Annotated in this window: 28 protein-coding genes and 3 tRNA genes; 13 read left to right on the top strand and 18 right to left on the bottom strand. The window is 65.4% G+C overall.

Annotation, left to right across the window (positions count from 1 at the left end; all coding sequences use genetic code 11):
- Nucleotides 1-103 precede the first annotated feature (103 nt).
- On the top strand, nt 104-604 hold the full coding sequence (locus tag CXR03_RS06385; protein WP_104102662.1) for a DUF427 domain-containing protein: 501 nt from the start codon (nt 104-106) through the stop codon (nt 602-604).
- An 89-nt stretch (nt 605-693) separates the two neighbouring features.
- On the opposite strand, the gene CXR03_RS06380 is transcribed toward CXR03_RS06385, so the two are convergent.
- The 3 genes from CXR03_RS06380 to CXR03_RS06370 all read right to left on the bottom strand — a co-directional run bounded on the left by CXR03_RS06380 (nt 694) and on the right by CXR03_RS06370 (nt 2958).
- The gene (locus CXR03_RS06380; protein ID WP_104102660.1) at nt 694-1122 is read right to left on the bottom strand and encodes a DUF3151 domain-containing protein; all 429 of its coding nucleotides are present in this window, start codon (nt 1120-1122) and stop codon (nt 694-696) included.
- Nucleotides 1122-2141, bottom strand: coding sequence for a class II fructose-bisphosphate aldolase (fbaA, locus tag CXR03_RS06375; RefSeq protein ID WP_104053615.1), 1020 nt, complete (start codon nt 2139-2141; stop codon nt 1122-1124). Before fbaA ends, CXR03_RS06380 begins: the two co-directional genes overlap by 1 nt.
- Before the next feature lie 163 nt (nt 2142-2304).
- Nucleotides 2305-2958, bottom strand: a complete 654-nt coding sequence (locus tag CXR03_RS06370; protein ID WP_258073536.1) for an RNA methyltransferase — start codon at nt 2956-2958, stop codon at nt 2305-2307.
- A 156-nt stretch (nt 2959-3114) separates the two neighbouring features.
- Between CXR03_RS06370 and CXR03_RS06365 the strand changes: the two genes are divergently transcribed.
- A complete protein-coding gene (locus CXR03_RS06365; protein WP_104102880.1) occupies nt 3115-3867 on the top strand; it encodes an HAD-IIA family hydrolase in 753 nt (250 codons plus the stop codon).
- A 28-nt stretch (nt 3868-3895) separates the two neighbouring features.
- On the opposite strand, the gene CXR03_RS06360 is transcribed toward CXR03_RS06365, so the two are convergent.
- Both CXR03_RS06360 and pyrE read right to left on the bottom strand, forming a co-directional pair.
- Nucleotides 3896-4897, bottom strand: coding sequence for an alpha/beta fold hydrolase (locus tag CXR03_RS06360; RefSeq protein WP_104102657.1), 1002 nt, complete (start codon nt 4895-4897; stop codon nt 3896-3898).
- Nucleotides 4898-4951: 54 nt separating this feature from the next.
- Entirely contained in the window at nt 4952-5521 is a 570-nt protein-coding gene (pyrE, locus tag CXR03_RS06355; RefSeq protein ID WP_104102655.1) for an orotate phosphoribosyltransferase, read from the bottom strand.
- Nucleotides 5522-5588: 67 nt separating this feature from the next.
- On the opposite strand from pyrE, the gene nadE reads away from it, so the two are divergent.
- The 3 genes from nadE to CXR03_RS06340 are packed head-to-tail and all read left to right on the top strand — an operon-like array spanning nt 5589 to nt 8116.
- Entirely contained in the window at nt 5589-6413 is an 825-nt protein-coding gene (gene nadE, locus CXR03_RS06350) for an ammonia-dependent NAD(+) synthetase (protein WP_104102654.1), read from the top strand.
- A gap of 42 nt (nt 6414-6455) precedes the next feature.
- Nucleotides 6456-7259, top strand: a complete 804-nt coding sequence (locus tag CXR03_RS06345; protein ID WP_104102652.1) for an exodeoxyribonuclease III — start codon at nt 6456-6458, stop codon at nt 7257-7259.
- A gap of 2 nt (nt 7260-7261) precedes the next feature.
- Nucleotides 7262-8116 carry a hypothetical protein gene (locus CXR03_RS06340; RefSeq protein WP_258073512.1) on the top strand — a complete coding sequence of 285 codons (855 nt, stop codon included), beginning with the start codon at nt 7262-7264 and terminating at the stop codon, nt 8114-8116.
- A 27-nt stretch (nt 8117-8143) separates the two neighbouring features.
- On the opposite strand, the gene CXR03_RS06335 is transcribed toward CXR03_RS06340, so the two are convergent.
- From CXR03_RS06335 to CXR03_RS06295, 9 genes are all read right to left on the bottom strand, one after another.
- Nucleotides 8144-8755: a hypothetical protein gene (locus CXR03_RS06335; protein ID WP_104102651.1), complete on the bottom strand. Its 612-nt coding sequence runs from the start codon at nt 8753-8755 to the stop codon at nt 8144-8146.
- Nucleotides 8752-9336, bottom strand: a complete 585-nt coding sequence (locus tag CXR03_RS06330; protein WP_104102649.1) for a DUF6286 domain-containing protein — start codon at nt 9334-9336, stop codon at nt 8752-8754. The genes CXR03_RS06335 and CXR03_RS06330 overlap by 4 nt, the downstream gene beginning before the upstream one ends.
- A complete protein-coding gene (locus CXR03_RS06325) occupies nt 9333-9728 on the bottom strand; it encodes a hypothetical protein (RefSeq protein ID WP_258073511.1) in 396 nt (131 codons plus the stop codon). Before CXR03_RS06325 ends, CXR03_RS06330 begins: the two co-directional genes overlap by 4 nt.
- A complete protein-coding gene (locus CXR03_RS06320) occupies nt 9725-9916 on the bottom strand; it encodes a DUF2273 domain-containing protein (protein WP_104053608.1) in 192 nt (63 codons plus the stop codon). Before CXR03_RS06320 ends, CXR03_RS06325 begins: the two co-directional genes overlap by 4 nt.
- 71 nt (nt 9917-9987) lie before the next feature.
- The gene (locus CXR03_RS06315; protein WP_258073510.1) at nt 9988-10542 is read right to left on the bottom strand and encodes an Asp23/Gls24 family envelope stress response protein; all 555 of its coding nucleotides are present in this window, start codon (nt 10540-10542) and stop codon (nt 9988-9990) included.
- A gap of 56 nt (nt 10543-10598) precedes the next feature.
- Nucleotides 10599-11045, bottom strand: coding sequence for a pyridoxamine 5'-phosphate oxidase family protein (locus tag CXR03_RS06310; protein WP_181034504.1), 447 nt, complete (start codon nt 11043-11045; stop codon nt 10599-10601).
- 261 nt (nt 11046-11306) lie between these two features.
- Nucleotides 11307-11382: transfer RNA gene (locus CXR03_RS06305), tRNA-Phe, on the bottom strand.
- Nucleotides 11383-11440: 58 nt separating this feature from the next.
- Nucleotides 11441-11514: transfer RNA gene (locus tag CXR03_RS06300), tRNA-Asp, on the bottom strand.
- Nucleotides 11515-11573: 59 nt separating this feature from the next.
- A tRNA-Glu gene (locus CXR03_RS06295) sits at nt 11574-11646 on the bottom strand.
- A gap of 158 nt (nt 11647-11804) precedes the next feature.
- Here CXR03_RS06295 and CXR03_RS06290 point away from each other — a divergent pair.
- Nucleotides 11805-12164 (top strand): metallopeptidase family protein, encoded by a 360-nt coding sequence (locus CXR03_RS06290; RefSeq protein WP_104102646.1) that lies wholly within the window; start codon nt 11805-11807, stop codon nt 12162-12164.
- Nucleotides 12165-12197: 33 nt separating this feature from the next.
- Nucleotides 12198-13127 (top strand): cation diffusion facilitator family transporter, encoded by a 930-nt coding sequence (locus tag CXR03_RS06285; RefSeq protein ID WP_104102645.1) that lies wholly within the window; start codon nt 12198-12200, stop codon nt 13125-13127.
- Nucleotides 13128-13149: 22 nt separating this feature from the next.
- Here CXR03_RS06285 and CXR03_RS06280 read toward each other — a convergent pair whose 3' ends face one another.
- Nucleotides 13150-14142: a universal stress protein gene (locus CXR03_RS06280; RefSeq protein WP_104102643.1), complete on the bottom strand. Its 993-nt coding sequence runs from the start codon at nt 14140-14142 to the stop codon at nt 13150-13152.
- A 297-nt stretch (nt 14143-14439) separates the two neighbouring features.
- Here CXR03_RS06280 and CXR03_RS06275 point away from each other — a divergent pair, with 297 nt between their 5' ends.
- Together CXR03_RS06275 and CXR03_RS06270 are read left to right on the top strand one after the other, a co-directional pair.
- Nucleotides 14440-15081: an FAD-binding protein gene (locus tag CXR03_RS06275; protein WP_104102642.1), complete on the top strand. Its 642-nt coding sequence runs from the start codon at nt 14440-14442 to the stop codon at nt 15079-15081.
- A gap of 143 nt (nt 15082-15224) precedes the next feature.
- A complete protein-coding gene (locus CXR03_RS06270) occupies nt 15225-16655 on the top strand; it encodes an NCS2 family permease (protein ID WP_104102640.1) in 1431 nt (476 codons plus the stop codon).
- Between the two features lie 98 nt (nt 16656-16753).
- On the opposite strand, the gene CXR03_RS06265 is transcribed toward CXR03_RS06270, so the two are convergent.
- From CXR03_RS06265 to CXR03_RS06255, 3 genes are all read right to left on the bottom strand, one after another.
- Complete coding sequence (locus CXR03_RS06265; protein WP_104102639.1) at nt 16754-17623, bottom strand: spermidine synthase; 870 nt, start codon at nt 17621-17623, stop codon at nt 16754-16756.
- A gap of 119 nt (nt 17624-17742) precedes the next feature.
- Nucleotides 17743-18108, bottom strand: coding sequence for a thiamine-binding protein (locus CXR03_RS06260; protein ID WP_104102637.1), 366 nt, complete (start codon nt 18106-18108; stop codon nt 17743-17745).
- 102 nt (nt 18109-18210) lie between these two features.
- Entirely contained in the window at nt 18211-19761 is a 1551-nt protein-coding gene (locus tag CXR03_RS06255) for an APC family permease (protein ID WP_104102636.1), read from the bottom strand.
- Nucleotides 19762-20028: 267 nt separating this feature from the next.
- Between CXR03_RS06255 and pta the strand changes: the two genes are divergently transcribed.
- The 4 genes from pta to CXR03_RS06235 all read left to right on the top strand — a co-directional run bounded on the left by pta (nt 20029) and on the right by CXR03_RS06235 (nt 25255).
- Entirely contained in the window at nt 20029-22101 is a 2073-nt protein-coding gene (gene pta / locus CXR03_RS06250) for a phosphate acetyltransferase (protein WP_104102634.1), read from the top strand.
- Entirely contained in the window at nt 22101-23276 is a 1176-nt protein-coding gene (locus CXR03_RS06245) for an acetate/propionate family kinase (protein ID WP_104102632.1), read from the top strand. Before pta ends, CXR03_RS06245 begins: the two co-directional genes overlap by 1 nt.
- Before the next feature lie 94 nt (nt 23277-23370).
- Complete coding sequence (locus CXR03_RS06240) at nt 23371-23883, top strand: hypothetical protein (protein ID WP_104102631.1); 513 nt, start codon at nt 23371-23373, stop codon at nt 23881-23883.
- Nucleotides 23884-24070: 187 nt separating this feature from the next.
- On the top strand, nt 24071-25255 hold the full coding sequence (locus tag CXR03_RS06235; protein ID WP_104053596.1) for a zinc-dependent alcohol dehydrogenase: 1185 nt from the start codon (nt 24071-24073) through the stop codon (nt 25253-25255).

The following is a 25255-nucleotide window of genomic DNA, read 5'->3' as shown; positions in this document are numbered from 1 at the left end:
AACACCCATCCCGCACATCCACAGCTCCGAATCACGGCATAACCCGGAGAATCCGAAACCCCGGGGAGGAGCCGGCTGCGGCCGGCAGGCGAAAGGGCTGACCATGGAACACCTTCCTCTGCATCCGGAACAGGAACGCGCCGCCGAATCCGTCTGGGACTATCCCCGCCCGCCGCGGCTGGAGCCGACGTCGGAGCATGTGCAGGTGTTTCTCGGCGGAAGGCTGATAGCGGACACCTCGTCAGCCGTCCGGGTTCTGGAGACCAGCCACCCGCCGGTCTACTACATTCCGCTGGAGGACTTCGCGCCGGATGCGCTGGTTCCTGTCCCCGGGTCCACCTGGTGCGAGTACAAGGGAAAGGCGGCGTACTTCGACGTCGTCGGGGGAAACGAGCGGGCCGCCCGTGCCGCGTGGACCTATCCCGATCCCGTGACCGGCTATGCGCCGCTGGCGAGCCGGGCGGCGGTGTATCCCGGAAGGATGGACCGCTGCACTGTGGATGGAGAAGAGGTCCGTGCACAGGACGGCGACTTCTACGGCGGCTGGATTACCGGGCGCATCACGGGACCTTTCAAGGGGGCGCCGGGCACCGGCGGCTGGTAACAGCGATAACCCGCGCGGCCCGGACAGGCCAAAGGCCGGGCACCCAACCGAAGTCGGGCACCCGGCCTTTGGCACGGATCAGCGGGGAATCAGGACTCGCGTCCTTCAATGGCGATCTTCGCCTGCGGATCCGACTCGTTCAGGAACTTGGTGATCCGGTCGACTTCCTCGGCCTCGCCAATGGCCGCTGCCGCCCGGCCCAGGGCGTACAGCGCACGCAGGAATCCCTGGTTCGGCACGTGCTCCCACGGGATGGGACCGGCACCGCGCCAGCCCGAACGCCTCAGGGCATCCAGGCCGCGGTGATAGCCAACCCGCGCATAGGCGTAGGACTCAATGGTCCGCCCCTCATCGAAGGCCTCGTCGGCCAGAATGGCCCAGACCTGGGACGAGGTGGGGTGCTTCGCGGCCAGGTCCACGGCTTCATCTCCGGCCTCAAGGCGCGCGACGACGTCGGACTCCTCGGGCAGGTACGTGGGCTCGGGGCCGAGCAGGTTCTTGCGGAATTCATCTGACATTAGAGGGACTTGCCTGCCGATCCTAGGTTCTGTGCTGCTTCAACTACGCGGGCGGACATCCCGGCTTCCGCCGAGGCGCCCCACACACGCGGGTCATACTGCTTCTTGTTCCCAACTTCTCCGTCAACCTTCAGCACGCCGTCATAATTCCGGAACATGTGGTCCACCACGGGGCGGGTGTAGGCGTACTGGGTGTCGGTATCGATGTTCATCTTCACGACGCCGTAGGACACCGCGTCGGCGATTTCCTGTGCGGAGGAGCCGGAGCCGCCGTGGAAGACCAGGTCAAAGGGACGTTCCCGGCCAATGGATTCACCCACCGCGTCCTGGATGTCCTTGAGGATTTCGGGGCGCAGCTTCACGCCGCCGGGCTTGTAGACGCCGTGCACGTTGCCGAAGGTGAGAGCGGTGAGGTAGCGGCCCTTGTCGCCGGCGCCGAGTGCCTCAATGGTCTTCATGCCGTCCGCAACCGTGGTGTAGAGCTTCTCGTTGATGGCGTTCTCCACGCCGTCTTCCTCTCCGCCCACGGTGCCGATCTCCACCTCGAGGATCATCTTGGCGGCGTGGGTGCGGGCCAGCAGTTCCTGGGCGATCCGCAGGTTGTCTTCCAGGGTTTCCGCCGAGCCGTCCCACATGTGGGAGTTGAAGATGGGGTCTTCGCCGCGCTTGACCGCAGCTTCGGAGGCCGCCAGGAGGGGCAGCACAAAGTCGTCCAGCTTGTCCTTGGGGCAGTGGTCCGTGTGCAGGGCAATGTTGACGTTATAGCTCTTCGCCACTTCGCGGGCATAGGCTGCGAAGGCCAGTGAGCCGGTGACCATGTTCTTGATCTTGGCGCCGGACCAGTAGGCCGCACCGCCGGTGGACACCTGGACAATGCCGTCCGATCCGGCCTCGGCGAACCCTGCAAGGGCGGCGTTCAGCGTCTGGGACGAGGTGACGTTCACTGCCGGATATGCGAATCCCCCGGCCTTTGCGCGGTCGATCATCTCGGCATAAATCTCAGGGGTTGCAATAGGCATGCTGACTCCTCGTGAAAGGTCGATCTACGGCAGGGCCAGGGCCCTCATTGGCTTCCTACATCCTAGCCATAAGTATCCTTCGGGCAGTGCGCCGTGTCACGGGATAACGGACTGCGGCCCTGTACCGGGGCCTACAACGGACCGGCCGGGAGCGGCGCCTTGCTCACTTCACGGTCTGGCCGAAGACATGCCGCCGGATCCAGCCGTGCATGGCGATGGCCGCAGCGGAGCCTGCGTTGATGGACCGGGTGGATCCGAACTGGGCAATGGACAGGGTGGCGTCGGCGGCGGCGTGCACCTCGGCACTGAGTCCCGGTCCTTCCTGGCCGAACACCAGGACACAGTTTTGCGGCAGTTCGTAGGTTTCCAGCGGCACCGAATCCGGAAAGTTATCGATTCCGATGATGCGCAGGCCCTCACCGTGCGCCCACTGCACAAAGTCCTCCACCGTGGGGTGGTGGCGCACATGCTGGTAGCGGTCGGTGACCATGGCGCCCCGGCGGTTCCAGCGGCGTCGGCCGATAATGTGAACTTCCTTGGCCATGAACGCGTTGGCCGTGCGGACCACCGTGCCGATGTTGAAGTCATGCTGCCAGTTCTCAATCGCCACATGGAACGGATGCCGCTTGGTGTCCAGGTCCGCCACGATGGCGTCATGTTTCCAGTAGCGGTACTCATCCACGACGTTCCGGGCATCACCGTTGGCCAGGAGCTCCGGATCCCAGTGATCCCCTTCCGGCAGCGGGCCTTCCCACGGTCCTACACCCACCTGGTGTGTGGGGGCGGTGTCGGGTGTTTCAACGGGCAGGTCCGGCAATTGTTCAGCGCTGTCTTTCACCCAACAAGCCTAAGGTGAAAGACTGGGACGGACGATCACGGGTCACCGGCAGCACAGCGTGCACAGCCGGGCCCGCACGGCAAGAAAAGGGACAGCGTGGGCGAAAACGAGAACATTGAGTGCTGGCTGACGGACATGGACGGTGTCCTGGTTCACGAGAATAATCCCATTCCGGGCGCAGCCGAGCTCATTGACCGATGGGTGGCCACGTCAAAGCGGTTCCTCGTCCTGACCAACAACTCGATCTACACCCCGCGGGATCTCGCCGCACGCCTGCACGCCTCGGGACTGGAGATTCCCGAGGAAAACCTGTGGACGTCCGCCCTGGCCACGGCCGAGTTCCTGAAGGACCAGGTCAAGAACGCCGGGGTGCCGGGCCGCTGCTTTGTGGTGGGTGAGGCAGGGCTGACGACGGCGCTGCACGAGGCCGGAATGATCCTTACGGACACCAATCCGGATTACGTGGTGCTGGGCGAAACCCGCACCTACTCCTTCGGCACCATCACCAAGGCCATCCGGCTGATCATGGGCGGCGCACGCTTCATTGCCACCAACCCGGACGTCACCGGGCCTTCACCGGAGGGGCCGCTGCCCGCCACCGGCGCGATCGCGGCCCTGATCACGGCGGCCACCAACATGAAGCCCTATATTGTCGGCAAGCCCAACCCCATGATGTTCCGTTCCGCGATGCGCAAGATCGACGCGCATTCGGAATCGACAGCCATGATCGGGGACCGGATGGACACCGACATCATTGCGGGCATCGAAGCAGGCCTGACCACGGTCCTGGTGCTTAGCGGCATCACGCAGCGCGAGGACGTCAACAGCTATCCGTTCCGGCCCACCCAGATCGTCAACTCAGTCTCGGACCTGATCAGCACCGTCTGACCCGCCCAGCGGGCGCCCGCATGCAACCTCAGAACACCGATTTCAGGCCGCCTCCCTGTTCCGGCGGCGAGTACTGCCGGAGCACTTCGCGCAACACCCGCTGATAAATCACGGGATTCCACTGCGGGCTGGCGTGCGCCGGGCTGGCTCCTCCGGTCACCAGATCATTGGACACCAGGTTGCGCGGGAACACCGCCGCCCATTCATACTTGGCGCTGTAGTAGTTGACCGTCCTGTCATCCGGATTGCCGATGAACGCCAGCGAGGTTCCGCCCAGGGCGCCTGCGTAGCGCCGGGCGTCGTAGTGGAAGATGTAGGACGCCTCGGACTGGATCAGCGTGGTGGACGGCGCCAGCGGCGAGAGCTGTTCCAGGGTCTGATCCACGACGGTCCGCCACGTCCGCTCGTCCTTGTGCAGGACCCGCTCGCCGAGTTCGTAGCCGCCGCGGACCACGCTGGGAATCCGGTAGCCGGCGTCGTACAGGGCCACCACTCCTTCGAACATGGCACGGTCCAGGACGTCCTGTGGTCCGGCCGGGCTGGAGTCCAGGATGACGAGCTCGACGGCGACTCCGCGCTCGAGCAGCCGGGCCGCCACCTGGACGGCGAGCATGCCGCCGAAGCTGTGGCCGTAAAAGTAGATGCGCCGCAGCTGATGGTTGCGGATGTAGCGGTAGACGGCGGCCACAATGTCATCGACGTCCAGGCCCCGGTTGGAGTAGCCGACGCCGGCCAGCTGTCCGCGGGAGGCCAGCACGGGGCGCAGGGAGTTCAGGATCCAGACCGTTTCTTCCCAGCTGGTCTTGTATCCGGGAAACAGGAACCAGGAGGCCGTGGGAAACCGCCGCTCCGCGGTCTCGTCCCGGACCCGGAGGATTTCCAGATCCTCCCGGTAGCGCTGGATCCGCTGAGTGATCAACAGATCCGCGGCCAGGGTCAGCCCCAGTGCGCTTCCGGCCAAAAAACGGCGCCGGGAGAACCGCTTGAGGTCTTCGGCGGACCGCAGGAACTCTGCCGGATCCCCGCTCACGGCAGCCCGGTCCCCGTGCCCGGCACTGCGGATCCCGCCGTGGTGGACGCGGCCTTACTCCAGGCCCAGTTCATCCTTGCCGAAGGCATACAGGTAGGGCACGCCGGCTTCGGCTTCAATGCGCTCCTTCGATCCTGTGTCCCGGTCCACGATGACGGCAACGGCAACCACGTTTCCGCCGGCACGGCGGACGCCCTCCACCGCGGTGAGCGCCGAGCCGCCGGTGGTGGAGGTGTCCTCCAGGACCACCACGTTGCGTCCGGCAACGTCGGGGCCCTCAACCTGGCGGCCCATGCCGTAGGACTTCTGCGCCTTGCGCACCACGAAGGCGTCGATGGGACGGCCGGCGCGGGCTCCGGCATTCATCACCGCCGTGGCCACCGGATCAGCACCCATGGTCAGTCCGCCGGCGCTCTCAAAGGAAATGCCTGCCGCGTCGATCAGGTCCAGCATCACCTCGCCCACCAGCTGGGAGGCCTCATGGTGCAGGGTGACGCGGCGCAAATCAATGTAGTAATCAGCCTCGGCGCCTGAGGACAGCGTGACCTTTCCGCGGACCACCGCCAGCTCACCGATCAGATCCAGGAGGCGGGCACGGGCAGCAGGCAAAACGGGCGCAGTCATGGCCTCCATCCTAGCCGAGTGCCCCTTTCCCGGACGCAGATGTGACGGGAGATATAGGCTGGAACCCATGCGCCAACTACAAGCTGAAATCATCACGGAAATGGGCGTGCAGCCCACCATTGAACCCGCTGCTGAAATCCGCCGTCGGGTGGATTTCCTCAAGGCCTACATGGCCGCCTCACACACCGGCGGTTTTGTCCTGGGAATCAGCGGCGGCATCGACTCCACCCTTGCCGGCCGCCTGGCCCAGCTGGCCGTGGACGAACTCAACGCCGGGGGCACCGAGGCACAGTTCATCGCCCTGCGCCTGCCTTACCAGGTCCAGCATGACGAAGCTGACGCCCAGGCCGCCCTGGAATTCATCCAGCCCACCCTCTCCTGGGTCTACAACGTGGCGCCCGCCGTGGACGGCTATGAAGACGAGTACGTCAAAATGACCGGCGAGCGGATCAGTGACTTCAACAAGGGCAACATCAAGGCCCGCGCCCGGATGACGGCGCAGTATGCGGTGGCCGGCCAGCACAACCTGCTGGTCATCGGCACGGACCACGGCGCAGAATCCGTCACCGGCTTCTTCACCAAGTACGGTGACGGCGGCGCCGATGTCCTGCCGCTGTTCGGCCTGAACAAGCGCCAGAACCGGCAGCTGCTGGCCGAGCTCGGGGCTCCGGACGCCCTGATCCACAAGGCTCCCACCGCGGACCTGCTGGATGACGCCCCCGGCCAGACCGATGAAACCGAACTGGGTATTTCCTACGACACCATCGATGACTATCTGGAAGGCCGCGATGTTCCGGAGGAGGCTGCGGAGAAGATTGAACGCCGGTTCCTGATGACCCGGCACAAGCGCACCGTGCCCGTCAGCATTCTGGACACGTGGTGGAAGCCCTGAGGCATGCCCTGAACCGGCGCCGCATTCGGTAACGTAGCAAGGGTGAAGATTGCTACCTGGAACGTGAACTCCATCCGTGCCCGTGCAGACCGCGTTGAGGCGTGGCTGCAGCGCTCCGACGTCGACGTCCTGGCGATTCAGGAAACCAAGGCCAAGGACGAGAATTTCCCCTGGGAGATTTTTGAGAACAACGATTACGAAGTGGCGCACTTCGGTGTGAACCAGTGGAACGGCGTGGCCATCGCCTCCCGGGTGGGGCTCGACGACGTCGAGCGCACCTTCCCGGGGCAGCCCGCCTTCGGCAAAACCGAAGCCACCACCGCCACCGAGGCGCGCGCCATCGGAGCAACCTGCAACGGCGTGCGGGTGTGGAGCCTGTATGTTCCCAACGGCCGGGCCGTGGGAGACCCCCACATGCCGTACAAGCTGCAGTGGCTGGACATCCTCAAGGATCAGGCCGCAGGCTGGGTGAAGGACAACCCGGACCTGCCCCTGGCGCTGATGGGCGACTGGAACATCGCCCCGCAGGATGACGATGTGTGGGACATCGACTGGTTCCGAGCCCAGAACGCCACCCACGTCACGGCGCCCGAGCGGGCAGCATTTCAGGCTTTCCTGGACGCCGGATTCACCGACGTCGTCCGGCCCTACACTCCGGGACCCGGCGTGTACACGTACTGGGACTACACCCAGCTGCGGTTCCCCAAGAAGGAAGGCATGCGCATCGACTTCGTCCTGGCCTCCCCCGCACTTGCCGCCCGGGTCACCGGCGCATCCATTGACCGCGAGGAACGCAAGGGCAAGGGCGCATCGGACCACGCCCCCGTCATCGTGGAGCTGGACTGACCATGAGTCCGCGGCCCGGAGATCCCATGCACCACACGTTCCCCTACGTGTCGCATTTGCGTGTCTATGAGCCGCTGGACGTGTTTGACGATGACCAGCAGCTGGCCATCCTCGAGCAGCGGGCACGTGGACGCCACGAGACCGAGGTCCTGGAACGCAGCGACGCCGTGCGGCGTTTGGTCCGTGCCGTGTCGGATCCTTTTCCTCACAGTTCCACTGATCTGGTGCGGGTGCTGCATTATCCGGACCATCAGGGCTCAACGCGGCGGCTGTACTGCCCCAACCAGCTGGCGGTCCGGGCTTCGCTGGCCGCCGAGTCGCTGGGCGAGAGTATCCGCGGACCCCTGGTCGATGTCCTGGTACCGGAGGTGGCCCGCGAAGCGCACGCCGCTCGAATTGATCCCGACTCCTTTGCGGACTCCCTGGCCCGCCTGCACACCCGATCCGCCACATGGGGGGTTCCGTTCGGCTGGTTTGTGCTGCTCCACGAGGATGACCACAGCGAGGTGGTGGAGGACGACGGCAAGGTGCAGACCGTCCGGCTCGCAGCACCCGTAACCCAGTGCCTGGAGCGGGCACGCGCCGCCTCTGCGTCCCTGGCGCTCGCCGCACCCGAACTGGATCTGCTGGATGAGCTGGACGAGCTGACGAACTGGCTGGAGATCTTCTCCGAGGACGCAGTGCTGGAGCTGGACTACGGCTCGGTAGCGGACCTGGTGTTCCCCGACGATTCGCCCTCGGACGTCCGCCTGGGCATCGAATCCCTCGCAGACGGTGACATGACTGGAGCTGCCGCCTCTTACCGGAGGCTGGCTAACCGCTGGATTCCGATCCGCCAGCTGGCCCGCGCCAGCTAAGAGCGCCAGCTAGGCGCGCCGGGTTACCTAGCGGACGCGGTCCTCGCGGTTGAAACGCAGCTTGCGGCCCGCGTCGATACTGATCAGTACCGCCGGCTCCCGGCCCAGTGCGGCGTCCAGCGCCTCCACCAGGCGCGTGGCGTCGGCGGCGATCAGGTGGGGTGCCGCACCTTGCCGGGGATTGATGCGAATCCGCAGGGCCGAGCTGCCCCGCACGTCATAGGTGCTGACGGCGGCAGCCGCCACATCGGGATCTTCCTGCAGCGCCGAGCGCAGGGCCTGCTCCGCCACCGCGCCGCTGATCGCCACCCGGCCCGGTGCGCCGTCGTCGTCGTATTCTGACACCAGGGTTCCGGTTCGGCCGCGGCCCTGCGCTGCGGCCCAGAGGACCAGAAGCACAATTGCCACCAGCATGGCTACGGCCAGCAGCACCCAGATCCAGCTCTGCGACTGGCCCGGGAGGGCGGTGTCCGCCCCGAAAGCCTGGATCCGCTCCAGCATGCTAGGCGCGAAGCGCTGCCAGCTGCTGGCGGCACCGCTGTCGAGGGTGAGCCAGAGCAGGCCGCCGCCGATCCCGATGAGGATCAGGCCGATCAGCCCCAGCAGGATGCGGTTCAGTGCCCGGGGTGTGCGGTTCACTGGCCGATCACCCCCACGGAAGACACCTGCACGCGAACCTCGGGGCGGGGCGACAGGCCGGTCAGCTCCAATTCTTCGGTCACGGCAGCGCGCACCGCCTCTTCATCGACGGGGATGCCCGACGTCGGCCGGATGCGGACGTCAATACGGGTGCGGCCCACCGTCACCAGCACCTGCCCGGCAGTGACGCCGGCAGTGAGGCGGGTCCGGCGCGCCAGCGAAGAGGCCAGCACTTCAGCGTCCACCACGACGGCGGCGCGCGGGTTGGGCAATGAGTAGCGCGGACGCCTGCCCGGCAGGATCGCCTGCAGGAAGAACACCAAGCCGGCCAGCAGGATCAGTAGTCCGCTGAGTCCCAGAATGGCGGAGTCTGCGTTCTCGGGAAGGCGGGAAAGCCAGGCGCCCAGGGCGGCAGGGTCTGTGAGCCAGGCGTCCTGGCCGAGGGCCTGGAGAGTTGCTTCCAGCAGGACGTATAGGCAGAAAATAATGGCCAGGATGACCATCACTATGGAAGCGGCTGCCCGGCTGGCGTGGGTTTCACGGCGTACGATCTGCCGCGTGCGAACGTCGTTGCTGCTCACCGGACCCTGCTTCCTTCCTCGAGGTGGACGCCGGTAATGCGTATGTCCACGCGGGAAACGAGCGAGCCGGTCAGTTCGGTAACCCTGTCCCTGAGCAGGGGTTTGGCCTCATGGGCGCGGTCCCAGACGGATCCGCCTGCCCGGCTTACAAGAAACGGGTCAGCCGCGATGCGGTTTAGGGGCGGAAGAGCAACCGGCAGGGCAAGAGACATGGCGAGCATGCCCTGGTCATCGGACCAGGTAACCCTGATCTGCGCCGGCGGAACCCGAAAGAACTCGGCTGCCGCGGCTTTGGCCGTGGAGGTCAGCGCCTGGGTGCTGATCCGGTTGTGTCCGGCGAGACCTGCTTGGCGTTCAGCGGCCGGAACTGCGGGCAGGACTGCGGAGCTCACGAGGACGAACGGCGTCCGGTCAGCGCGTCACGGACAGTGCGGAAATCCACTTTGCCCTCGGCGGCGCGCCCGCACAAAGCCCCTGCTGCAATGAACAGTGCCATCAGCAGGAAGCCCCAAAAATCGAAAATCAGTGCGGTGAAGGCGAGAACGGCTCCGATCGCCATGCCCGTAACGGTTGGTTTCATTGTTCCTGCCTCATGACGGTGATCCCGAACTCTTCTTCGACCCTATAACGGATACTGCCGCAGCCCTTCCGCTAAGCGGACTCGGACCCTGAGCCTGGCTTGTCGGACCGGCCTTCGGCGGCACCCGGAATCTGGACATCATTCACGTCAACGTTCACTTCCACCACCCGCAGTCCCACCAGTGATTCCACCGCAGAATAAACGGCGGTACGGACGTTGTCGGCAATCCGGGTCAGCGGGGTTCCGTAAATAGCAACGAGGGTCACGTCAACCGCAACTTCAGTCTCGCCCACTTCGACGTGGACCCCTTGAGTGGCGCTGGATGCACCCACCGCGTCGCGGACGGCGCCCAGCGCACGCCCGGAACCGGTGCCCAGTGCGTAAACTCCTGCCACGGACCGGGCGGCAATGGCGGCAACTTTGGCCACTGCCTGCTCGCTGATGGCCGTCTTGCCTCCGACCACGGTTGGCGGAACTGCGTTGGGAACCGATGCTGGGGCCGGCTTTGCCGTGCGGTCCGGCGCAGGTGCGTGCACGGGGGCCCGATGGGCGGCGGCATCCGTGGATCCCTGCCCGGCCAGGCCGGCCTGGGCCGCGGGCATGTTCTGGTTCTGGGCGTCATCCATGCTGCAAAGCGTATCCTGCAGGTCCGCACTTTGGGCAGGCAGGGCACGGGCAGCCGTCATAGCCGCCCCACTCTGCGCCCGGTCAGGAGCCCCGGCTCAATGCCGATGAAAACATCCCGCTGACCGCCGCCCCAGGGCTCATCCATGCGCCGGCCCCAGAGCTCGGTCAGCAGGTCCGCGTCCGTGACCGGCTCGGCACGGCCGCTGAGCAGAACCGACCAGCCTTCCATGCGCCCGGAATCATGGTGGTCAATCTGGAACGATGCGTTTTGGTGCTCCGGTCCCCCTCCCAGCACGCCGTCCCGCGCTGTGCGGAAATACACGCCTTGGTCATGGACCACGTAGTTGACCGGGAACACCAGCACCCGGCCGTTGTCCTGGTAGGCAACCCGCCCGGTTCCCGTGCCCGCCAACAGCGTCCAGCACTGCGCTTCCGTCAGGTCCTCACTCTGGTGGGTTGCAGCAGTTTCCCACACAAAAGCCTGTGCATCTTCCGTCGCCATCATTGCCTCCGAAGTAGATTCGGGACCATTCAAGCGGGAACCCGCAGATTTTGGGAAGAGAAGTGCCGGGTTTTTCCGGCTCCGAGGGCGGTTTGATGAACACGCACCTGCCGCTCACGGCAACGGCGGGAATCATTGACGTAGTTATAGGGTGTGGGTTTTGCTGCGACGTCCGGGGTGCCGCAGCCGCAATCAAGGCGCCACCGGCAGCGGCGGACAGTTAAAAGAAAAACCCCGGACTCGTAAGTCCGGGGTTTTAGCTGGTGGCTCCGACCGGCGTCGATCCGGTGACCTTTCGATTTTCAGTCGAACGCTCTACCAACTGAGCTACAGAGCCGGGCATCATCGCAACCGATGATCACCGAGATCTTCCAAATCGCTTCAGAAAATCTGAGCGACCCTGACGGGACTCGAACCCGCGACCTCCGCCGTGACAGGGCGGCGCGCTAACCAACTGCGCTACAGGGCCTTGCTTTTCACGAGTGTAAACTCTACCAGCATTTTGCCGGTCCGATTACCACTCCTGAGTACCCCCAACGGGATTCGAACCCGTGCCGCCGCCGTGAAAGGGCGGTGTCCTAGGCCGCTAGACGATGGGGGCCTTTAGAACACACGGGGAACGCTTTGGAGCGGAAGTTTCCGTTCGTTTGCGCCCCTGTGGACTCATAAAACTATAGGGCCTGTTTGGGCAAACAGCAAAACGGCTGCCGTAACCGGGCCTCAGACCGCCCCGCTAGAGTGGCTTAGGTGCCCATAGAGATGCTTCCCGAAGACTTCGAGACCGCAGTGGATGACGCCATCGATACCATCCCCGCGGACCTGGCCGCCGCCATGAACAACGTCGCGATCTTCATCGAGGACGAGTACATCCCGGGCCCCGGAGAGGACCCCGCCACCGAGTTGCTGGGCCTGTACGAAGGCACCCCCCTGACGGAACGGGATTCGTGGTGGGATGCTGGCTCCCTTCCGGACCGCATCGTCATTTTTCGCGGGCCTCTGATGCGGATGTGTTCCTCCAGGGATGAGTTGGTCGATGAAATCCGCATCACGGTTATCCACGAGGTCGCCCATCATTTCGGGATCGACGACGAGCGCCTGCACGAACTTGGCTGGGGGTAGTTAGCCTTAAGGCATGGGAGATAGCCTTAAGGCATGGGAGATCATCACGGCCACAGTCACGGACTGCCCGCAGGAACCGCCACCGGACGGCACCGCCGCAAACTGCTGATCGTTTTCCTGATCACCATCAGCGTTGTTGTCCTCCAAGTAGCGGGTGCCCTGCTCTCCGGCTCACTGGCTTTGCTTGCCGACGCCGGCCACATGCTCTCAGACGCCGCCGGCGTTTCAATCGCGCTGCTGGCAGCCTGGATTGCCACCCGGCCCGCCACCAAGCGCCGCACCTACGGTTACCAGCGCGCGGAAGTCCTGGCCGCCCTGGCCAATGCCGTGCTGCTGATCGTCATTGCCACCGTCATTTTCGTGGAGGCGATCCGCCGCTTCGGATCGGAACCCGAAGTGCACACCGGCCTCATGCTCGGTGCCGCGATTGTGGGCGGGCTGGCCAACCTCGCGTCCCTGCTGGTCCTGCAAAGCGGCCGCAAGGAGAGCCTGAACGTGCGCGGCGCCTATCTGGAGGTCCTGGGCGACCTGCTGGGGTCGGCCGCCGTGGTGGTATCCGCCGTCGTCATCATGCTCACGGGTTACCAGCAGGCGGACACCTGGGCATCCATCCTGATTGCCCTGATGATCCTGCCGCGGGCGTGGTCGCTGCTGAAGGAAGTCATCGATGTCCTGCTCGAAGCCACTCCGCAGGGGGTGGACACCGAAATGATCCGGGACCACATTGTGCGGGTGGACGGCATCTCGGATGCGCATGACATCCACATCTGGACCATCACCTCGGGTGTTCCGGTGTTCTCTGCACACGTGGTGGTCGACGACGACCATCTCACCTCCGAGCGGATGGACCAGCTGCTGGACCGGCTGACCACGTGCCTCAGTGAGCACTTTGACACCGAGCACTGCACGTTCCAGCTGGAGCCGGCCACGCACGCCGTGCACGAGGGACAGCAGCACGCCTGACCCCCGGGTATCCCGGCCCGGGCTATTCCTCCGGAAGGGAACCGAAGTTCGCCCGGTCCGCCAGCCGCGGATCCTCGTGATCGGGAACCACCATTACCGGGCCCTTGGCATGATGCAGCACGCTTTGGCTGGTGGAGCCCATCAGCATGCCGGCGAACCCTCCGCGCCCGCGCGTGCCCATGACGAGCAGTTCCACGTCCGCCGTCCGGTCGATCATAATCTCGGCGGGAGGACCGTCGAGCAGCTGCACGGACATCGGCAGATCAGGGAAGTGGCTTTGCAGCCAGGCCTGGCCTGCCCGCAGCTGCTCAGAGATTTCCTCGTGCAGCGCTTCAAGGTCCAGCGGGGCGGGAACCCAGGCAAGGGAGCCGCTGAAGGGCGGCAGCGCGCAGAGGATTTGCAGCGGCAGTCCGCGGCCCATGGCCTGCTCAGCGGCAACGAGGGACGCCGCACGCCCCTGTTCGGAGCCGTCCACGCCCACCACCACCACGTCCTCAACGGTCTGCGTAGTGGGTGATCCGGACGGCGGCCGGACCCCGGCTTCGGGGAGCCGTCCCGCCGTGCGCAGGGGAACCACCACCGTGGGGCATTTGGCGTGCGCCGGCAGGGCGCTGGAGACCGACCCCAGCAGGCGCCCCACGAAGCCGCCGCGGCCCCTGGACCCCACCACCATCAACTCCGCTTCCTCGGACAGCTCCAGCAGGACGGCGGACGCATCTCCGGTTTCGACCCGCGGAAAAACCTCAATGCTGTACTGGCTGATGCGCTCCAGGGCCTTATCCAGGACGGACTGTGCACCCTCACGGATGATGGCATCATCCATGGTCGAGTAGCCGGCGTCCATGGACGAGGCCGCAAAGATGGGCACGGTGTATGCGGTGACGACATGCAGCGGGCTTCTGCGCCGCTGAGCCTCCTTCGCTGCCCACACGAGGGCACACAGGCTTTGGTCGGAGCCGTCCACACCCACCACGATGCCCGTCGATGCCTCCAGCCCACTGTCTTCGCTCCACATTGAACTGCCCACAGTTCCGCACCCCTCTCGCTCCGCCCACGGCCGCCGGCGCCCCGGAGGAACGCCGCAAAACACCGCTTTAGTGGGTAGCCTACAGTGCCTCGCCCCAGAGAGAGACGGCTTCCGGAACACACCGAAAGAGGCACTACACGGCACCGGGAAAGGCGGATATGCTTCGGGGCATCACAACCGGAAAACCTGCCCGCATCCGTCCGGGGCGGGCATCTGCGGAACCGGAAGAGGCGCCGGACCCGCAGCCTTGATCTACGTCAGGGGGTTGCCTCGGTGGTTAGAACAGTGACCCGCACGGTTAACGGCACGGCAAAAGCAGTACCCCCGGAGGCGGGAATCCACACGGAAGTGACCAGCGCCGTCGTCATTGGCAGCGGGCTGACCGGCCTGGCAGTAGTGAGTGAATTGAACCGCCGGGGTGTTGAATCCGTTGTCCTGGACGGCCTTGCGCATGACAGCCAACCGGTCCATGTGCCGCTTACGGATGCCGCAGGCCTGCCGGGACGGGCCGAGCTGCTGCGCCTGCTGCACGGTTACGCGACGGGCCATTCCTTGGATATCCGCCGCGGCACTTCTGTCCAGGCAGTGGGCCTGCTGCGGGGTTCCAAGATTCCCGCACCGGTGACTCGGACAGCCGTCAAGTGGGCGGTCCGCACCCCCGAGGGCCTGCTGCTGGCCGATGCCGTGGTGCTGGCCGGATGCGGGCGCCCGGCAGTGCTCAAGCTGCTCCGCTCACTCGGATTCGCTGCCGGAGCGGAACGGCGCAAGGCCCTGCGCAGTGCGGGCCTCTACGTTGTGGGCGCGGGGGAAGCGGTTACTTCGTCCACCCGCGAACTGGTCCGCCAGGCCAAGCGCGCGGGACAGGAAGTGGCTCAGCGCGGCGCGGCTTTCGACTCTGGTTCCGGGGTTCGGACCGGCAGCGCTTAGTTCCAATGCGGACGGACGCGATGAATCTCACGTTACGGGCGCTCCACCCTTATATGTCCTCCCGGTAATGCGATCAATGGCGCGCGATAAGATCGAATCGCGGGATTCCCCTCACAAGCCAAGACCCATTCAGAGGAAGCGTCATGCTCAAACAAGGTTCAAAGCTGGACCGGTATTTCGAGATCTCCAAGCGGGGTTCGTCCGTCTCCCGCGAGGTTCGGGGTGGCTTGGCCACATTTTTTGCCATGAGCTACATCGTGGTGCTGAACCCGCTGATCCTCGGCGGCCCGGACTCTGCAGGAAATACCCTGGCCGGACCGGCAGTTGCCGCGGCCACCGCCCTGGTGGCCGGCGTGCTGACCATCATCATGGGCGCTTGGGCAAAGCACCCCTTCGCCCTGGCCACGGGCCTGGGCGTCAATGCCTTCGTCGCCGCCACTGTGGCTACCAATGAGGGTCTGACCTGGCCCGATGTCATGGGCCTGGTGGTGCTCTCCGGCATCACGATGTTCATCCTCGTCCTGACCGGGTTCCGCACGGCCGTCTTCAAAGCCGTTCCCGCCGGCCTCAAGACGGCGATTGTTGTGGGCATCGGCCTGTTCATCGCACTGCTCGGATTTGTGAACGCCGGCTTTGTCCGCCGGGTCCCCGACGCAGCCGGCACCACGGTTCCCGTGGAGCTGGGCACCGGCGGGCAGCTCATCGGCTGGCCCAGCCTGGTCTTCGTGTTCGGCCTGATCCTGACCATCGGGCTGATGTCCCGCAACGTCAAGGGCGCCATCCTCATCGGCATTGTGGCCTCCACCATCCTCGCCGTCATCATTGAACAGGTGGCGTCCCCCGGTTCGCAGGGCGCCGGCGTCGCCACTGGCTGGTCGCTGGTCACCCCCAGCGCGCCGGAGTGGGCTGCCCCTGATCTGTCCCTGCTGGGACAAGTCAGTGTTTTTGGTTCCTTTGAGACACTCGGCGTTGTCGCCGCATCGCTGCTGGCTTTTGTGATCCTGCTGAGCATCTTCTTTGACGCCATGGGCACCATGGTTGGCCTGGCCACCGAGGCCGGCTCCATCGACAAGGACGGCAACATCCCCAACGTGGAGAAGGTTCTCCTGGTGGATGCCGCCGGCGCCGTTGTCGGCGGTGCCGCCGGCGTTTCGTCCAACCAGATCTTCGTGGAGTCCGGCTCCGGCATCGCGGAAGGTGCCCGCACCGGCCTGGCCTCCGTGGTCACCGGCCTGCTGTTCATCGTGGCGATGTTCCTGACCCCGCTGATCTACCTGGTCCCGTTTGAAGCCGTGGCCCCCGCGCTGGTGGTGGTGGGATACCTCATGGTTTCCCAGGTCGGCAAGATCGACTGGAGCGACATTGGCATTGCCGTGCCTGCGTTCCTGACCATCGCCCTGATGCCGTTCACCTACTCCATCGCGAACGGCCTGGGTGCCGGCTTCATTGCCTTCGCGCTCATCCGCCTGTTCCAGGGCCGTGCCCGCGAAGTGCATCCCCTGATGTGGGTTGTGGCGGCAGCGTTTGTGCTCTTCTTCTCCGTGGGAGCCATTTCCTCGGCCCTCGGGGTCTAGTTTCCCGTTCCCGAAGCAGTCATGTTTCGGAGCAAATGATGAAAGGCCGCCCGCGGTGCATTGCGCACCGCAGGCGGCCTTTTCGCTGCCGAAATCCGTCAGGTTGCCTGATCGTCCGTCAGGGGCCGCGTACCGGCGGCAAAGGCGCGCACCTGGGCGTCATCCCAGAGGTGGGCCGGAACGCCCCCGCCCAGCAGTGTGCGCGGCAGGGACGGGTGCCCGGCAAACGGTGCGTCGCTGCCGGCAATAATCATGTTGCCGTAACGCCGGCCCTTGAGCATCGCGGGATCCGCGACGACGGCGGTGTGCGCAAACACCCGGCACACTGCGGCGGCTTCGCGGCGTGCTCCGCGCAGATCCGGGGTGTCGCCGCAGTTGATGATGTAGAGCCCGCCGGGTGCCAGTACCCGCGCCGCCTGGGCGGTGAATTCGAGGGTGGTGAGACGCTCCGGAGTTTTGGCACCGGCGAAGACATCACGGATCACCAGGTCGCGGCTGCCGTCGTGCAGGGTTTCGGTGACCTCGCGGGCTTCCCCCACGCGCAGCCGCATCAGCGGTGCACGCGGCAGGTCAAACCAGGCACGCACCAGCTCGGCGAGGCGGCCGTCCAGTTCCACCACCACCTGGCGGGCATTGGGGAAACCGGCGGCAAAGTAGCGGGCCATGGAGCATGCGGCGCCACCAAGGTGCAGGGCGCGCAGCTTCGCGTCGGCTTCCCAGTGCGTGTCCACAAGCGCAGCGATCCAGCGCATGTATTCAAAGTCCAGCAGGCGCGGATCGGCGACGTCGATGTGGGAGCTGTGCACTCCGTTGACCTTCAGGATCCAGCCGTGGGGGTTGAACTGGTCCGGGATCAATTCACAGGTTCCGGTGTCCACCGGGTAGGTTCCGGCCACCGGCCCGCCGGAGGGCGCTTCACCTGTATCCGCAGAGTGAGCCGGGTTCTTTCCGGGCCGCTGGCGGCCCATCAGGCAGCCATCCGGAGAGCCGGAATGGTCCGGAGGCAGCCGGTCGGCGTCGTCGCGCGGGAGGTATTGGTCATGCTCTCAGTTTAAGTGCCTGAGGTGCTGCCGCCCGCCGCGGGGCCCTAGGACTGCCGGCCACCGTTCCCGGTGTCCGTTCCCCGGGAGCGTTCCAGAGCCGCCTCCAAGCGTTCCACCTTGCCGGCAAGCTCACCGGTGTGGCCGGGCCGGATGTCGGCTTTGAGCACCAGGGACACGCGGCTGCCGTAACGGCCCACCGCTTCCGTGGCACGGCGGATCACCTCCATCACCTCGTCCCACTCCCCCTCAAGGGTGGTGAACATGGAATCGGTGCGGTTGGGCAGGCCGGACTCGCGCACAATCCGGACTGCCGCGGCGACGGCGTCGTGCACTGACGCGTCAACCGCCGCGGGACCCGCGGGAGTGTCCGGACCAACGCCGGACGGGGCTACTGAGAAGGCAACTAGCATGTGGCCCAGTCTGCCACCGGCGCCTCTGAAAGCAAGCCCGCCGGCCGCCGGCCCGCCAACGGGTCCAACCCGCAGGTCAACCCGCAGGCGAGCCGGGCGCGCTCAGGCCTCCGTTACGCGAGAGTCCTGTTCGCGGGCCAGCCGGTCCGCGCGCTGATCCCGTTCCGCCTGCCGGACCTCGGCAAACTTCTCATTCATGCGCGAATTCCGCTGGCCGTACGCGAAGTACACCAGGAATCCGATGAGGAGCCAGCCGGCGAAGTAGATCCATGTTTCCACGGCCAGGTTGGCCATCAGGTACAGGCACAGCAGGGCTGAAAGCACGGGCAGCACGGGCCCAAAAGGCACCCGGAAGGAAGGCTTGAGATCCGGGCGCTTGCGGCGCAGTACGAGCACACCGAGGCTGACCACCACAAACGCGGACAGCGTGCCGATGTTGATCATCTCTTCCAGCACATCAACCTGCGTGAAGCCGGCCACGAGCGCCACCAGGGTGCCGCACAGGATCTGCAGGCGGGCCGGGGTGGCGTGCTTGTCGCTGGTGCGGGAGAGGGAGCGGGGCAGCAGGCCGTCGCGGCTCATGGCCAGCACCACGCGGGCCAGGCCCATGAGAAGCACCATGATCACGGTGGTGAGGCCAATCAGTGAGCCAATGGCTATGACCTGCGCCGCCCAGGTGTTGCCCACCAGGCTGAAGGCAGTGGCGAGGTTGGGCGCTTCGGCGGCAGCGAGATCGGTGTAGGAAACCATGCCGGTCAGGGCCAGGGATACGCCGATGTAGAGCAGGGTGACCACTGCCAGTCCGGCGAAGATGCCCCGGGGAAGGGTTTTGCCCGGGTCCTTCACTTCTTCGGCGGACGTCGCCACGACGTCGAATCCGATAAAGGCGAAGAAAACAATGGCGGCACCGGCAAACACGCCAAGTGCACCGTACTGGGCCGGCGCCGCACCGGTCAGGAAGGAGAACAGCGACTGCTGCATAACGCTTTCGGCGCCCGTGCCTCCGGTGGGTACGGAATCCGGAATGAAGGGCGTGTAGTTCTCGGCCTTGACGTAGAAGAAGCCGGCGACGATGACAAACAGCACCACGCCGATCTTGATCAGCGTGAAGACGTTGCTGACCTGGGCGGACAGCTTGGTGCCCATCACCAGCAGTACGGTGAAGACCGCGACGATCAGGAGCGGGCCCCAGGTCAGGTCCACCGGACCGAGGTCGATGGTGGCCGGAACGTCCCAGCCGAGCAGCCGGAACACCTCACTGAGGTAGATGCCCCAGTACTTGGCGATCACGGCCGCGGCAGTGAACAGTTCCAGGATCAGGTTCCAGCCGATAATCCAGGCCACAAGTTCGCCCATGGTGGCGTAGGTGAAGACGTAGGCGGAGCCGGCCACCGGAATGGCGGTGGCGAACTCGGCGTAACACATGATGGCCAGCGCACAGGTGAGCGCAGCGAGGACAAAGGAGAGGGTCACCGCCGGACCGGAGAAATCGGCGGCCGCCTTGGCGCCCACCGAGAAAATCCCGGCACCCACGGCCACAGCCACCCCCATAATCATGAGATCCCAGGTGGTCAGGGAGCGTTTCAGCCGCCGTCCGGGTTCGTCGGCATCCGCTAGGGAATCCTCAATGGGTTTGGTTCGGAAGAGACTCACGGTGGTCCTTGTACTCGAGGTATTCGGTAAAACTGACCGATCAATCGTAGGCCGCAGACCGGCGCTCTCCAGTTTAATCCCACATGCTGAGACGTTACAGTCCAGCCAGGACGGGGGAAACGGTATGCGGCGGGCTCCGGCGGCCTGCCTGCTAGCCACTGCCCGGTGCTTTTGGGAAGATGGAACAGTGTCGCTGGTCACACCTTGTGCGCTTCCGGTGTCCAGCGCAGCGGCACGGCCCTGAAGCCCACAGATCGGACAACAACCATGGCCCTCGGAATCTATGTCAGTGCCATGACCCCGGGGTCCGGCAAGTCCCTTGTCACCCTCGGCCTTGCCGACATGCTGCTGCGCCATGCCGACCGCGTAGGGTTCTTCCGGCCAATCGTGGAAGGCTCCGAACCGGCACAGGATCCCATGGTGCGGCTGATGCAGCGCAACTTCAACCTGACCGCCGAGACAAGCCGGGGCGGGCTCACCCGCCGCGAGGTCCGCTCCCTGCTTGTGGCCGGCGAACGAGGTGAAGTGGATTCCCGGTGCCTGACGATCTACAACGAAGTCGCAGCCCACTGCGACGTGGTGATCATCGAGGGCACCGACCTTTCCGGGCACGACGTCGCCCTTGAGTTTGTCCTGAACGCCCGCCTCGCGAACAACCTGGGCGCTGTGGTGCTGGCGGTTGTCAACGCGCGGGAAATGACGGTGCCGGAAACGGCCGATGCGGTGGACGTGGCCAGGCGGGAGCTGCACGACGCACACTGTGACCTCCTCGCCATGATGGTCAACCGGGCGGAGCAGGACGCCGTGGATGAAATCCGGGCCGCCGTACGCCCGGGAGCCTCCGGCCGGCCGGTGTATGTGATGCCCGAACTGAACGAGATTTCCCAACCCTCCATGTCCGAGGTCGCCAAGGCCCTGCACGCGCGCCAGGTGGCCGGCAGCGCATCCTTGGAACGCGACGTCGTCGGCATCAAGGTCGCCGCCATGACGGTGGGGAACTTTATCTCCCAGCTGGACCACGGCAACCTGGTCATTGCCCCCAGCGACCGGGCGGACGTCATGGTGGCTGCGCTGGCCTCCGCCGTTTCGCCCGAGTTTCCGGTTCCCAGCGGCATGGTGCTGACCGGCGGCCTGCCCATTGATGCGGGCATCCTGGCCCTGCTGTCGCAGGCACCGTTTCCCGTGTTTGCCGTCGACGACGACACATACACGGCCGCGCGGAAAGTCAGCCGGGTGCGCGGCGAGATTGCCTCCGGCCAGCGCCGGAAGGTCGCCGCCGCCCTCGGCGTCTGGACCCGGCACGTGGACGAGCATGAGCTCCTGGAGCGACTGGAGCTGCCCCGCCCGGAAAAAACCACGCCGCTTCGGTTCCTGAACCAGCTGATCGTGCGCGCCCGGGCGCAGCGCAAGCACATCGTCCTGCCGGAGGGCCTGGACGCCCGGGTGCTCCGCGCCGCCGAGATCCTGCAGCGCCGGGACGTGTGCGCCTTGACCATCCTGGGGCCCGAAGGCCAGGTGAGGGAACTGGCGGCCAGCGAAGGCGTTGACCTCAGCGGCACCACCATCATCAACCCGGCAACCAGTGGACTGCGGGACGACTTTGCCCGCGAATACGCGGCCCTGCGGGCCAAGAAGGGCGTGACCCTCGAGGACGCCCGCGAACGTATGCTTCATGGGGCATACTTTGGCACCATGATGGTCCAGCTGGGACGGGTGGACGGGATGGTCTCCGGAGCGGCCCACACCACTGCCAACACCATCCGGCCGGCACTGGAATTCATCCGCACCAAGGAGGGGGTGGACATCGTCTCCTCGGTCTTCCTCATGCTGCTGCAGGACCGGGTGCTGGTGTACGGTGACTGCGCTGTCAACCCGGAGCCGGATGCCAAGCAGCTGGCGGACATTGCCCTGGCCTCCGCGGACACTGCCGCCCGGTTCGGCGTGACGCCCCGGGTGGCCATGCTGTCCTATTCCACCGGAGCTTCGGGACACGGTGAATCGGTTGAAATGGTCCGCGAGGCTACCGAACTGGTCCGCAGCCGCCGGCCGGACCTGCCGGTGGAAGGACCCATCCAGTACGACGCCGCAGTGGACGCCACCACGGCCGCCTCGAAACTGCCCGGTTCCAGCGTGGCCGGGCAGGCCACCGTCTTCATTTTTCCCGATCTCAACACCGGCAACAACACCTACAAGGCGGTGCAGCAGTCGGCCGGAGCGGTGGCCGTCGGGCCAATCCTGCAGGGACTGCGGAAACCGGTCAATGACCTTTCCCGCGGCTGCACCGTTGAAGACATTGTCAACACCGTGGCCATCACCGCGGTCCAGGCCCAGGAGGGCTGATGCTGGTACTCGTCATCAATTCCGGATCCTCGTCGTTGAAATACCAGGTGCGGGACACCGCAACCGGTGAGCTCCTGGTCAAGGGCATCATCGACCGCATCGGTGAAGAAGCAGTGCCGGACCACGGCGCTGCGCTGGAGGAGCTGGCCCGCCGCCTGCCCGAAGCTCTCGGCGGCCGCGAAGTTGACGCCGTCGGCCACCGGGTGGTGCACGGTGGCGAGCGCTTCAGCGAGCCGGTCCTGATTGACAATGAAATTGTCCGTTCCATTGAGCGCCTTAGCCCGCTGGCACCCCTGCACAATCCGGCCAGCGCCCGCGGCATCCGCGCCGTGCATGACAAATGGCCGGACACTCCCCAGGTGGCAGTTTTCGACACCGCGTTCCACCGGACCCTGCCCGAGCATGCCTGGCGCTACGCCCTCCCCAACAGCCTCTACCGCAAGTACGGCATCCGCAGATACGGCTTCCACGGGACCAGTTACGGTTTTGTGGCTCCGGCTGCGGCACGTTTTTTGGGGATCAACCCTGAGGAGTTCAACGCCGTTATCGCCCACCTCGGCAACGGGGCCTCGGTGGCGGCCATCAAGGACGGCCGGAGCATCGACACCTCCATGGGGTTCACCCCGCTGGAGGGACTGGTGATGGGCACGCGCAGCGGTGACGTTGATCCGTCCATCCTGGTGTTCCTGCTCCGGGAAGGGTATGACGCGAAGACCCTTGATGATCTCCTGAACCGGGAGTCTGGTCTTTTGGCCCTGGGTGGAGCCTCGGATATGCGGACTCTGGAGGAGGCGGCGGCAGCCGGGAACACAACCGCCGCCACGGCCCTGGACGTTGCCGCGTACCGGCTCGCCAAGTACATCGGTGCCTACCATGTGGCTGTGGGAGGCGCGCAGGCGGTGGTGTTCACCGCCGGAATCGGAGAGAACTCCTGGGACTTCCGCGAGCTGACAGTGAACAAGCTCGGCGCTCTCGGGATTGAACTGGATCAGGAAGCAAACCGGCGGCGTGAATCGGGGGCACGGCTGATCAGCCGTGCCGGCTCGTCCATTCCCGTTCTGGTGGTGCCCACCGACGAAGAGGAAGCGATTGCCGAAGCAACGGCGGAAACCGTGGCCCGGAACAGCGCCTCGCCTGCGGGTGCAGCGCCCAGTTCGCAGGTGCCGGGCCAGTAACCACTCCGAGGGGGCAGACAGACCGTCTCACGTGGGATAACGTCGGTTACCCGGTTAAGCAGACGCCGCCTAATACAAGCGTGCGGAGGATTCGATGCTCAGTGAATCACGGGACCAGTCCTCAAACGGCCACGGGCTTCGGGTCCTGGTGCGAATCGATACACAGCTGCGTCTGGCCTGTTTAGAGGTTCGGGGCTGCCTTACCGCTTCCACCTACAGCACGCTGGTGAACATCCTGACCCACACCGGATCCCTGGGAGCCGCCGTCCGGGTGAATCTCGCCAGGGCCGAACACGTGGAAAGGGACGCTTTGACGCGGTTGCGCGCGGGCGCTGATGCCGCCGTGGATGCCGGCGTCCGGTCCGGGCCTGCCGACGGGGGGCGCCCCGCAGCGGGTTATGCGGCTGTGCAGCCGGTGGAAATCATTGTTCCGCCCGCCCTTCCAGTGTGCCGTTTGGGTCCGGAATTGCCGGCATCGCGCTCATTGCCCTCGGGACGTGCACTAACCAACGAGGAAGCCCTGGAAATGGCCTTTCTCCGCCGGGACCCCCGCGTCCTCGCGACACCGGCATCCCCTCGCAGGGTCCCGCCCCGGAGCACCCCCTAGGTCTGTTGGTTCGTGGCCCGCCGCTGATTCGAGATCCGACTGCCGATATCCGCTGCGCATAGGTGCCCTCACATCGAGCATTGAATCCGGCGCGCCGTGGCAGCATTTTGTCAGCACCCTTACTATTTGCCACAATGGGTTCCACGCACTTTCAAAGCATCCAACGCAATCAGCAGGAGGTTTGCACATGAAGGCAGTAACTTGGCAGGGAAAGCGGAACGTCAGTGTCATCGAGGTACCGGATCCGGTGATCCAGGAACCCACCGATGCCATCATCCGCATCACGTCCACGGCCCTGTGCGGATCTGACCTGCATCTGTATGAGGTCCTGGGCCCGTACATGAACCAGGGCGACATCATCGGCCACGAACCGATGGGCATCGTTGAAGAGGTCGGTCCCGGCGTCACCAACCTCAAGCGCGGTGACCGTGTGGTGATTCCCTTCCAGATTGCCTGCGGCTCCTGTTTCATGTGCCGCCGCGGCCTGCAGACCCAGTGCGAAGTCACCCAGGTCCGGGAGAAGGGATCCGGCGCTCCGCTCTTCGGCTACTCCGAGCTCTACGGCTCCGTACCCGGGGCTCAGGCCGAGTACCTGCGCGTGCCGCACGCGGACTACGGCCCCATCAAGGTAGGTTCCGAACTGCCGGACGAGCGCTACCTGTTCCTGTCCGACATCCTTCCCACCGCCTGGCAGGGCGTCCAGTACGCCAATGTGCCCGACGGCGGAACGCTGGCCGTGTACGGCCTCGGCCCGGTGGGCCAGTTCGCAGCCCGGATCGGCACCCACCTCGGCTACCGCGTCATCGCGGTGGAGCCGGTGGCTGAACGGCGGGCGCTGGCTGCCAAGCACGGCGCAGAGGTGCTGGACCTGACCAAGGACGTTGCCGATGAACTGCGCGAGATGACGGACGGCCGCGGACCGGACTCCGTGGTTGATGCCGTGGGCATGGAAGCCCATGGTTCGCCGGTGGGCGCCATCGCCCAAACCGCCGTCGGCTTCCTGCCCGACAAGCTGGCACAGAAGGCCATGGAAACAGCCGGAACCGACCGGCTCTCCGCCCTGCACGGCTCCATTGACGCTGTGCGCCGCGGCGGCACGGTGTCCCTGAGCGGCGTGTACGGCGGCATGGCCAGCCCGATGCCGCTGATGGAGATGTTCGACAAGCAGATCAACATGCGCATGGGCCAGGCCAACGTCAAGCGCTGGGTGGATGACCTGATTCCGCTGGTCGAAGATCCCTCCGATCCGCTAGGAGTCATGGACCTGACCACCCACCGTGCCGGACTGGAGGAAGCACCGGACCTGTACAAGAAGTTCCAGAAGAAGGATGACGGCTGCATCAAGGTCGTCTTCACGCCCGGCGCCAACTAA

The organism is Arthrobacter sp. 08Y14 (assembly GCF_002929455.1).
Taxonomy (GTDB): domain Bacteria; phylum Actinomycetota; class Actinomycetes; order Actinomycetales; family Micrococcaceae; genus Arthrobacter_B; species Arthrobacter_B sunyaminii.
This window is presented reverse-complemented; position numbering and strand designations above follow the sequence as displayed.

Bases quoted from the DNA above. Each gene is read 5' to 3' on its own strand.
- CXR03_RS06385 (WP_104102662.1), top strand. From the start codon at position 104: ATGGAACACCTTCCTCTGCATCCGGAACAGGAACGCGCCGCCGAATCC.
- CXR03_RS06380 (WP_104102660.1), bottom strand. From the start codon at position 1,122: ATGTCAGATGAATTCCGCAAGAACCTGCTCGGCCCCGAGCCCACGTAC.
- fbaA (WP_104053615.1), bottom strand. From the start codon at position 2,141: ATGCCTATTGCAACCCCTGAGATTTATGCCGAGATGATCGACCGCGCA.
- CXR03_RS06365 (WP_104102880.1), top strand. From the start codon at position 3,115: ATGGACGGTGTCCTGGTTCACGAGAATAATCCCATTCCGGGCGCAGCC.
- pyrE (WP_104102655.1), bottom strand. From the start codon at position 5,521: ATGACTGCGCCCGTTTTGCCTGCTGCCCGTGCCCGCCTCCTGGATCTG.
- nadE (WP_104102654.1), top strand. From the start codon at position 5,589: ATGCGCCAACTACAAGCTGAAATCATCACGGAAATGGGCGTGCAGCCC.
- CXR03_RS06340 (WP_258073512.1), top strand. From the start codon at position 7,262: ATGAGTCCGCGGCCCGGAGATCCCATGCACCACACGTTCCCCTACGTG.
- CXR03_RS06320 (WP_104053608.1), bottom strand. From the start codon at position 9,916: ATGAAACCAACCGTTACGGGCATGGCGATCGGAGCCGTTCTCGCCTTC.
- CXR03_RS06315 (WP_258073510.1), bottom strand. From the start codon at position 10,542: ATGGATGACGCCCAGAACCAGAACATGCCCGCGGCCCAGGCCGGCCTG.
- CXR03_RS06310 (WP_181034504.1), bottom strand. From the start codon at position 11,045: ATGGCGACGGAAGATGCACAGGCTTTTGTGTGGGAAACTGCTGCAACC.
- CXR03_RS06290 (WP_104102646.1), top strand. From the start codon at position 11,805: ATGCTTCCCGAAGACTTCGAGACCGCAGTGGATGACGCCATCGATACC.
- CXR03_RS06285 (WP_104102645.1), top strand. From the start codon at position 12,198: ATGGGAGATCATCACGGCCACAGTCACGGACTGCCCGCAGGAACCGCC.
- CXR03_RS06280 (WP_104102643.1), bottom strand. From the start codon at position 14,142: ATGTGGAGCGAAGACAGTGGGCTGGAGGCATCGACGGGCATCGTGGTG.
- CXR03_RS06270 (WP_104102640.1), top strand. From the start codon at position 15,225: ATGCTCAAACAAGGTTCAAAGCTGGACCGGTATTTCGAGATCTCCAAG.
- CXR03_RS06265 (WP_104102639.1), bottom strand. From the start codon at position 17,623: ATGGGCCGCCAGCGGCCCGGAAAGAACCCGGCTCACTCTGCGGATACA.
- CXR03_RS06260 (WP_104102637.1), bottom strand. From the start codon at position 18,108: ATGCTAGTTGCCTTCTCAGTAGCCCCGTCCGGCGTTGGTCCGGACACT.
- pta (WP_104102634.1), top strand. From the start codon at position 20,029: ATGGCCCTCGGAATCTATGTCAGTGCCATGACCCCGGGGTCCGGCAAG.
- CXR03_RS06245 (WP_104102632.1), top strand. From the start codon at position 22,101: ATGCTGGTACTCGTCATCAATTCCGGATCCTCGTCGTTGAAATACCAG.
- CXR03_RS06240 (WP_104102631.1), top strand. From the start codon at position 23,371: ATGCTCAGTGAATCACGGGACCAGTCCTCAAACGGCCACGGGCTTCGG.
- CXR03_RS06235 (WP_104053596.1), top strand. From the start codon at position 24,071: ATGAAGGCAGTAACTTGGCAGGGAAAGCGGAACGTCAGTGTCATCGAG.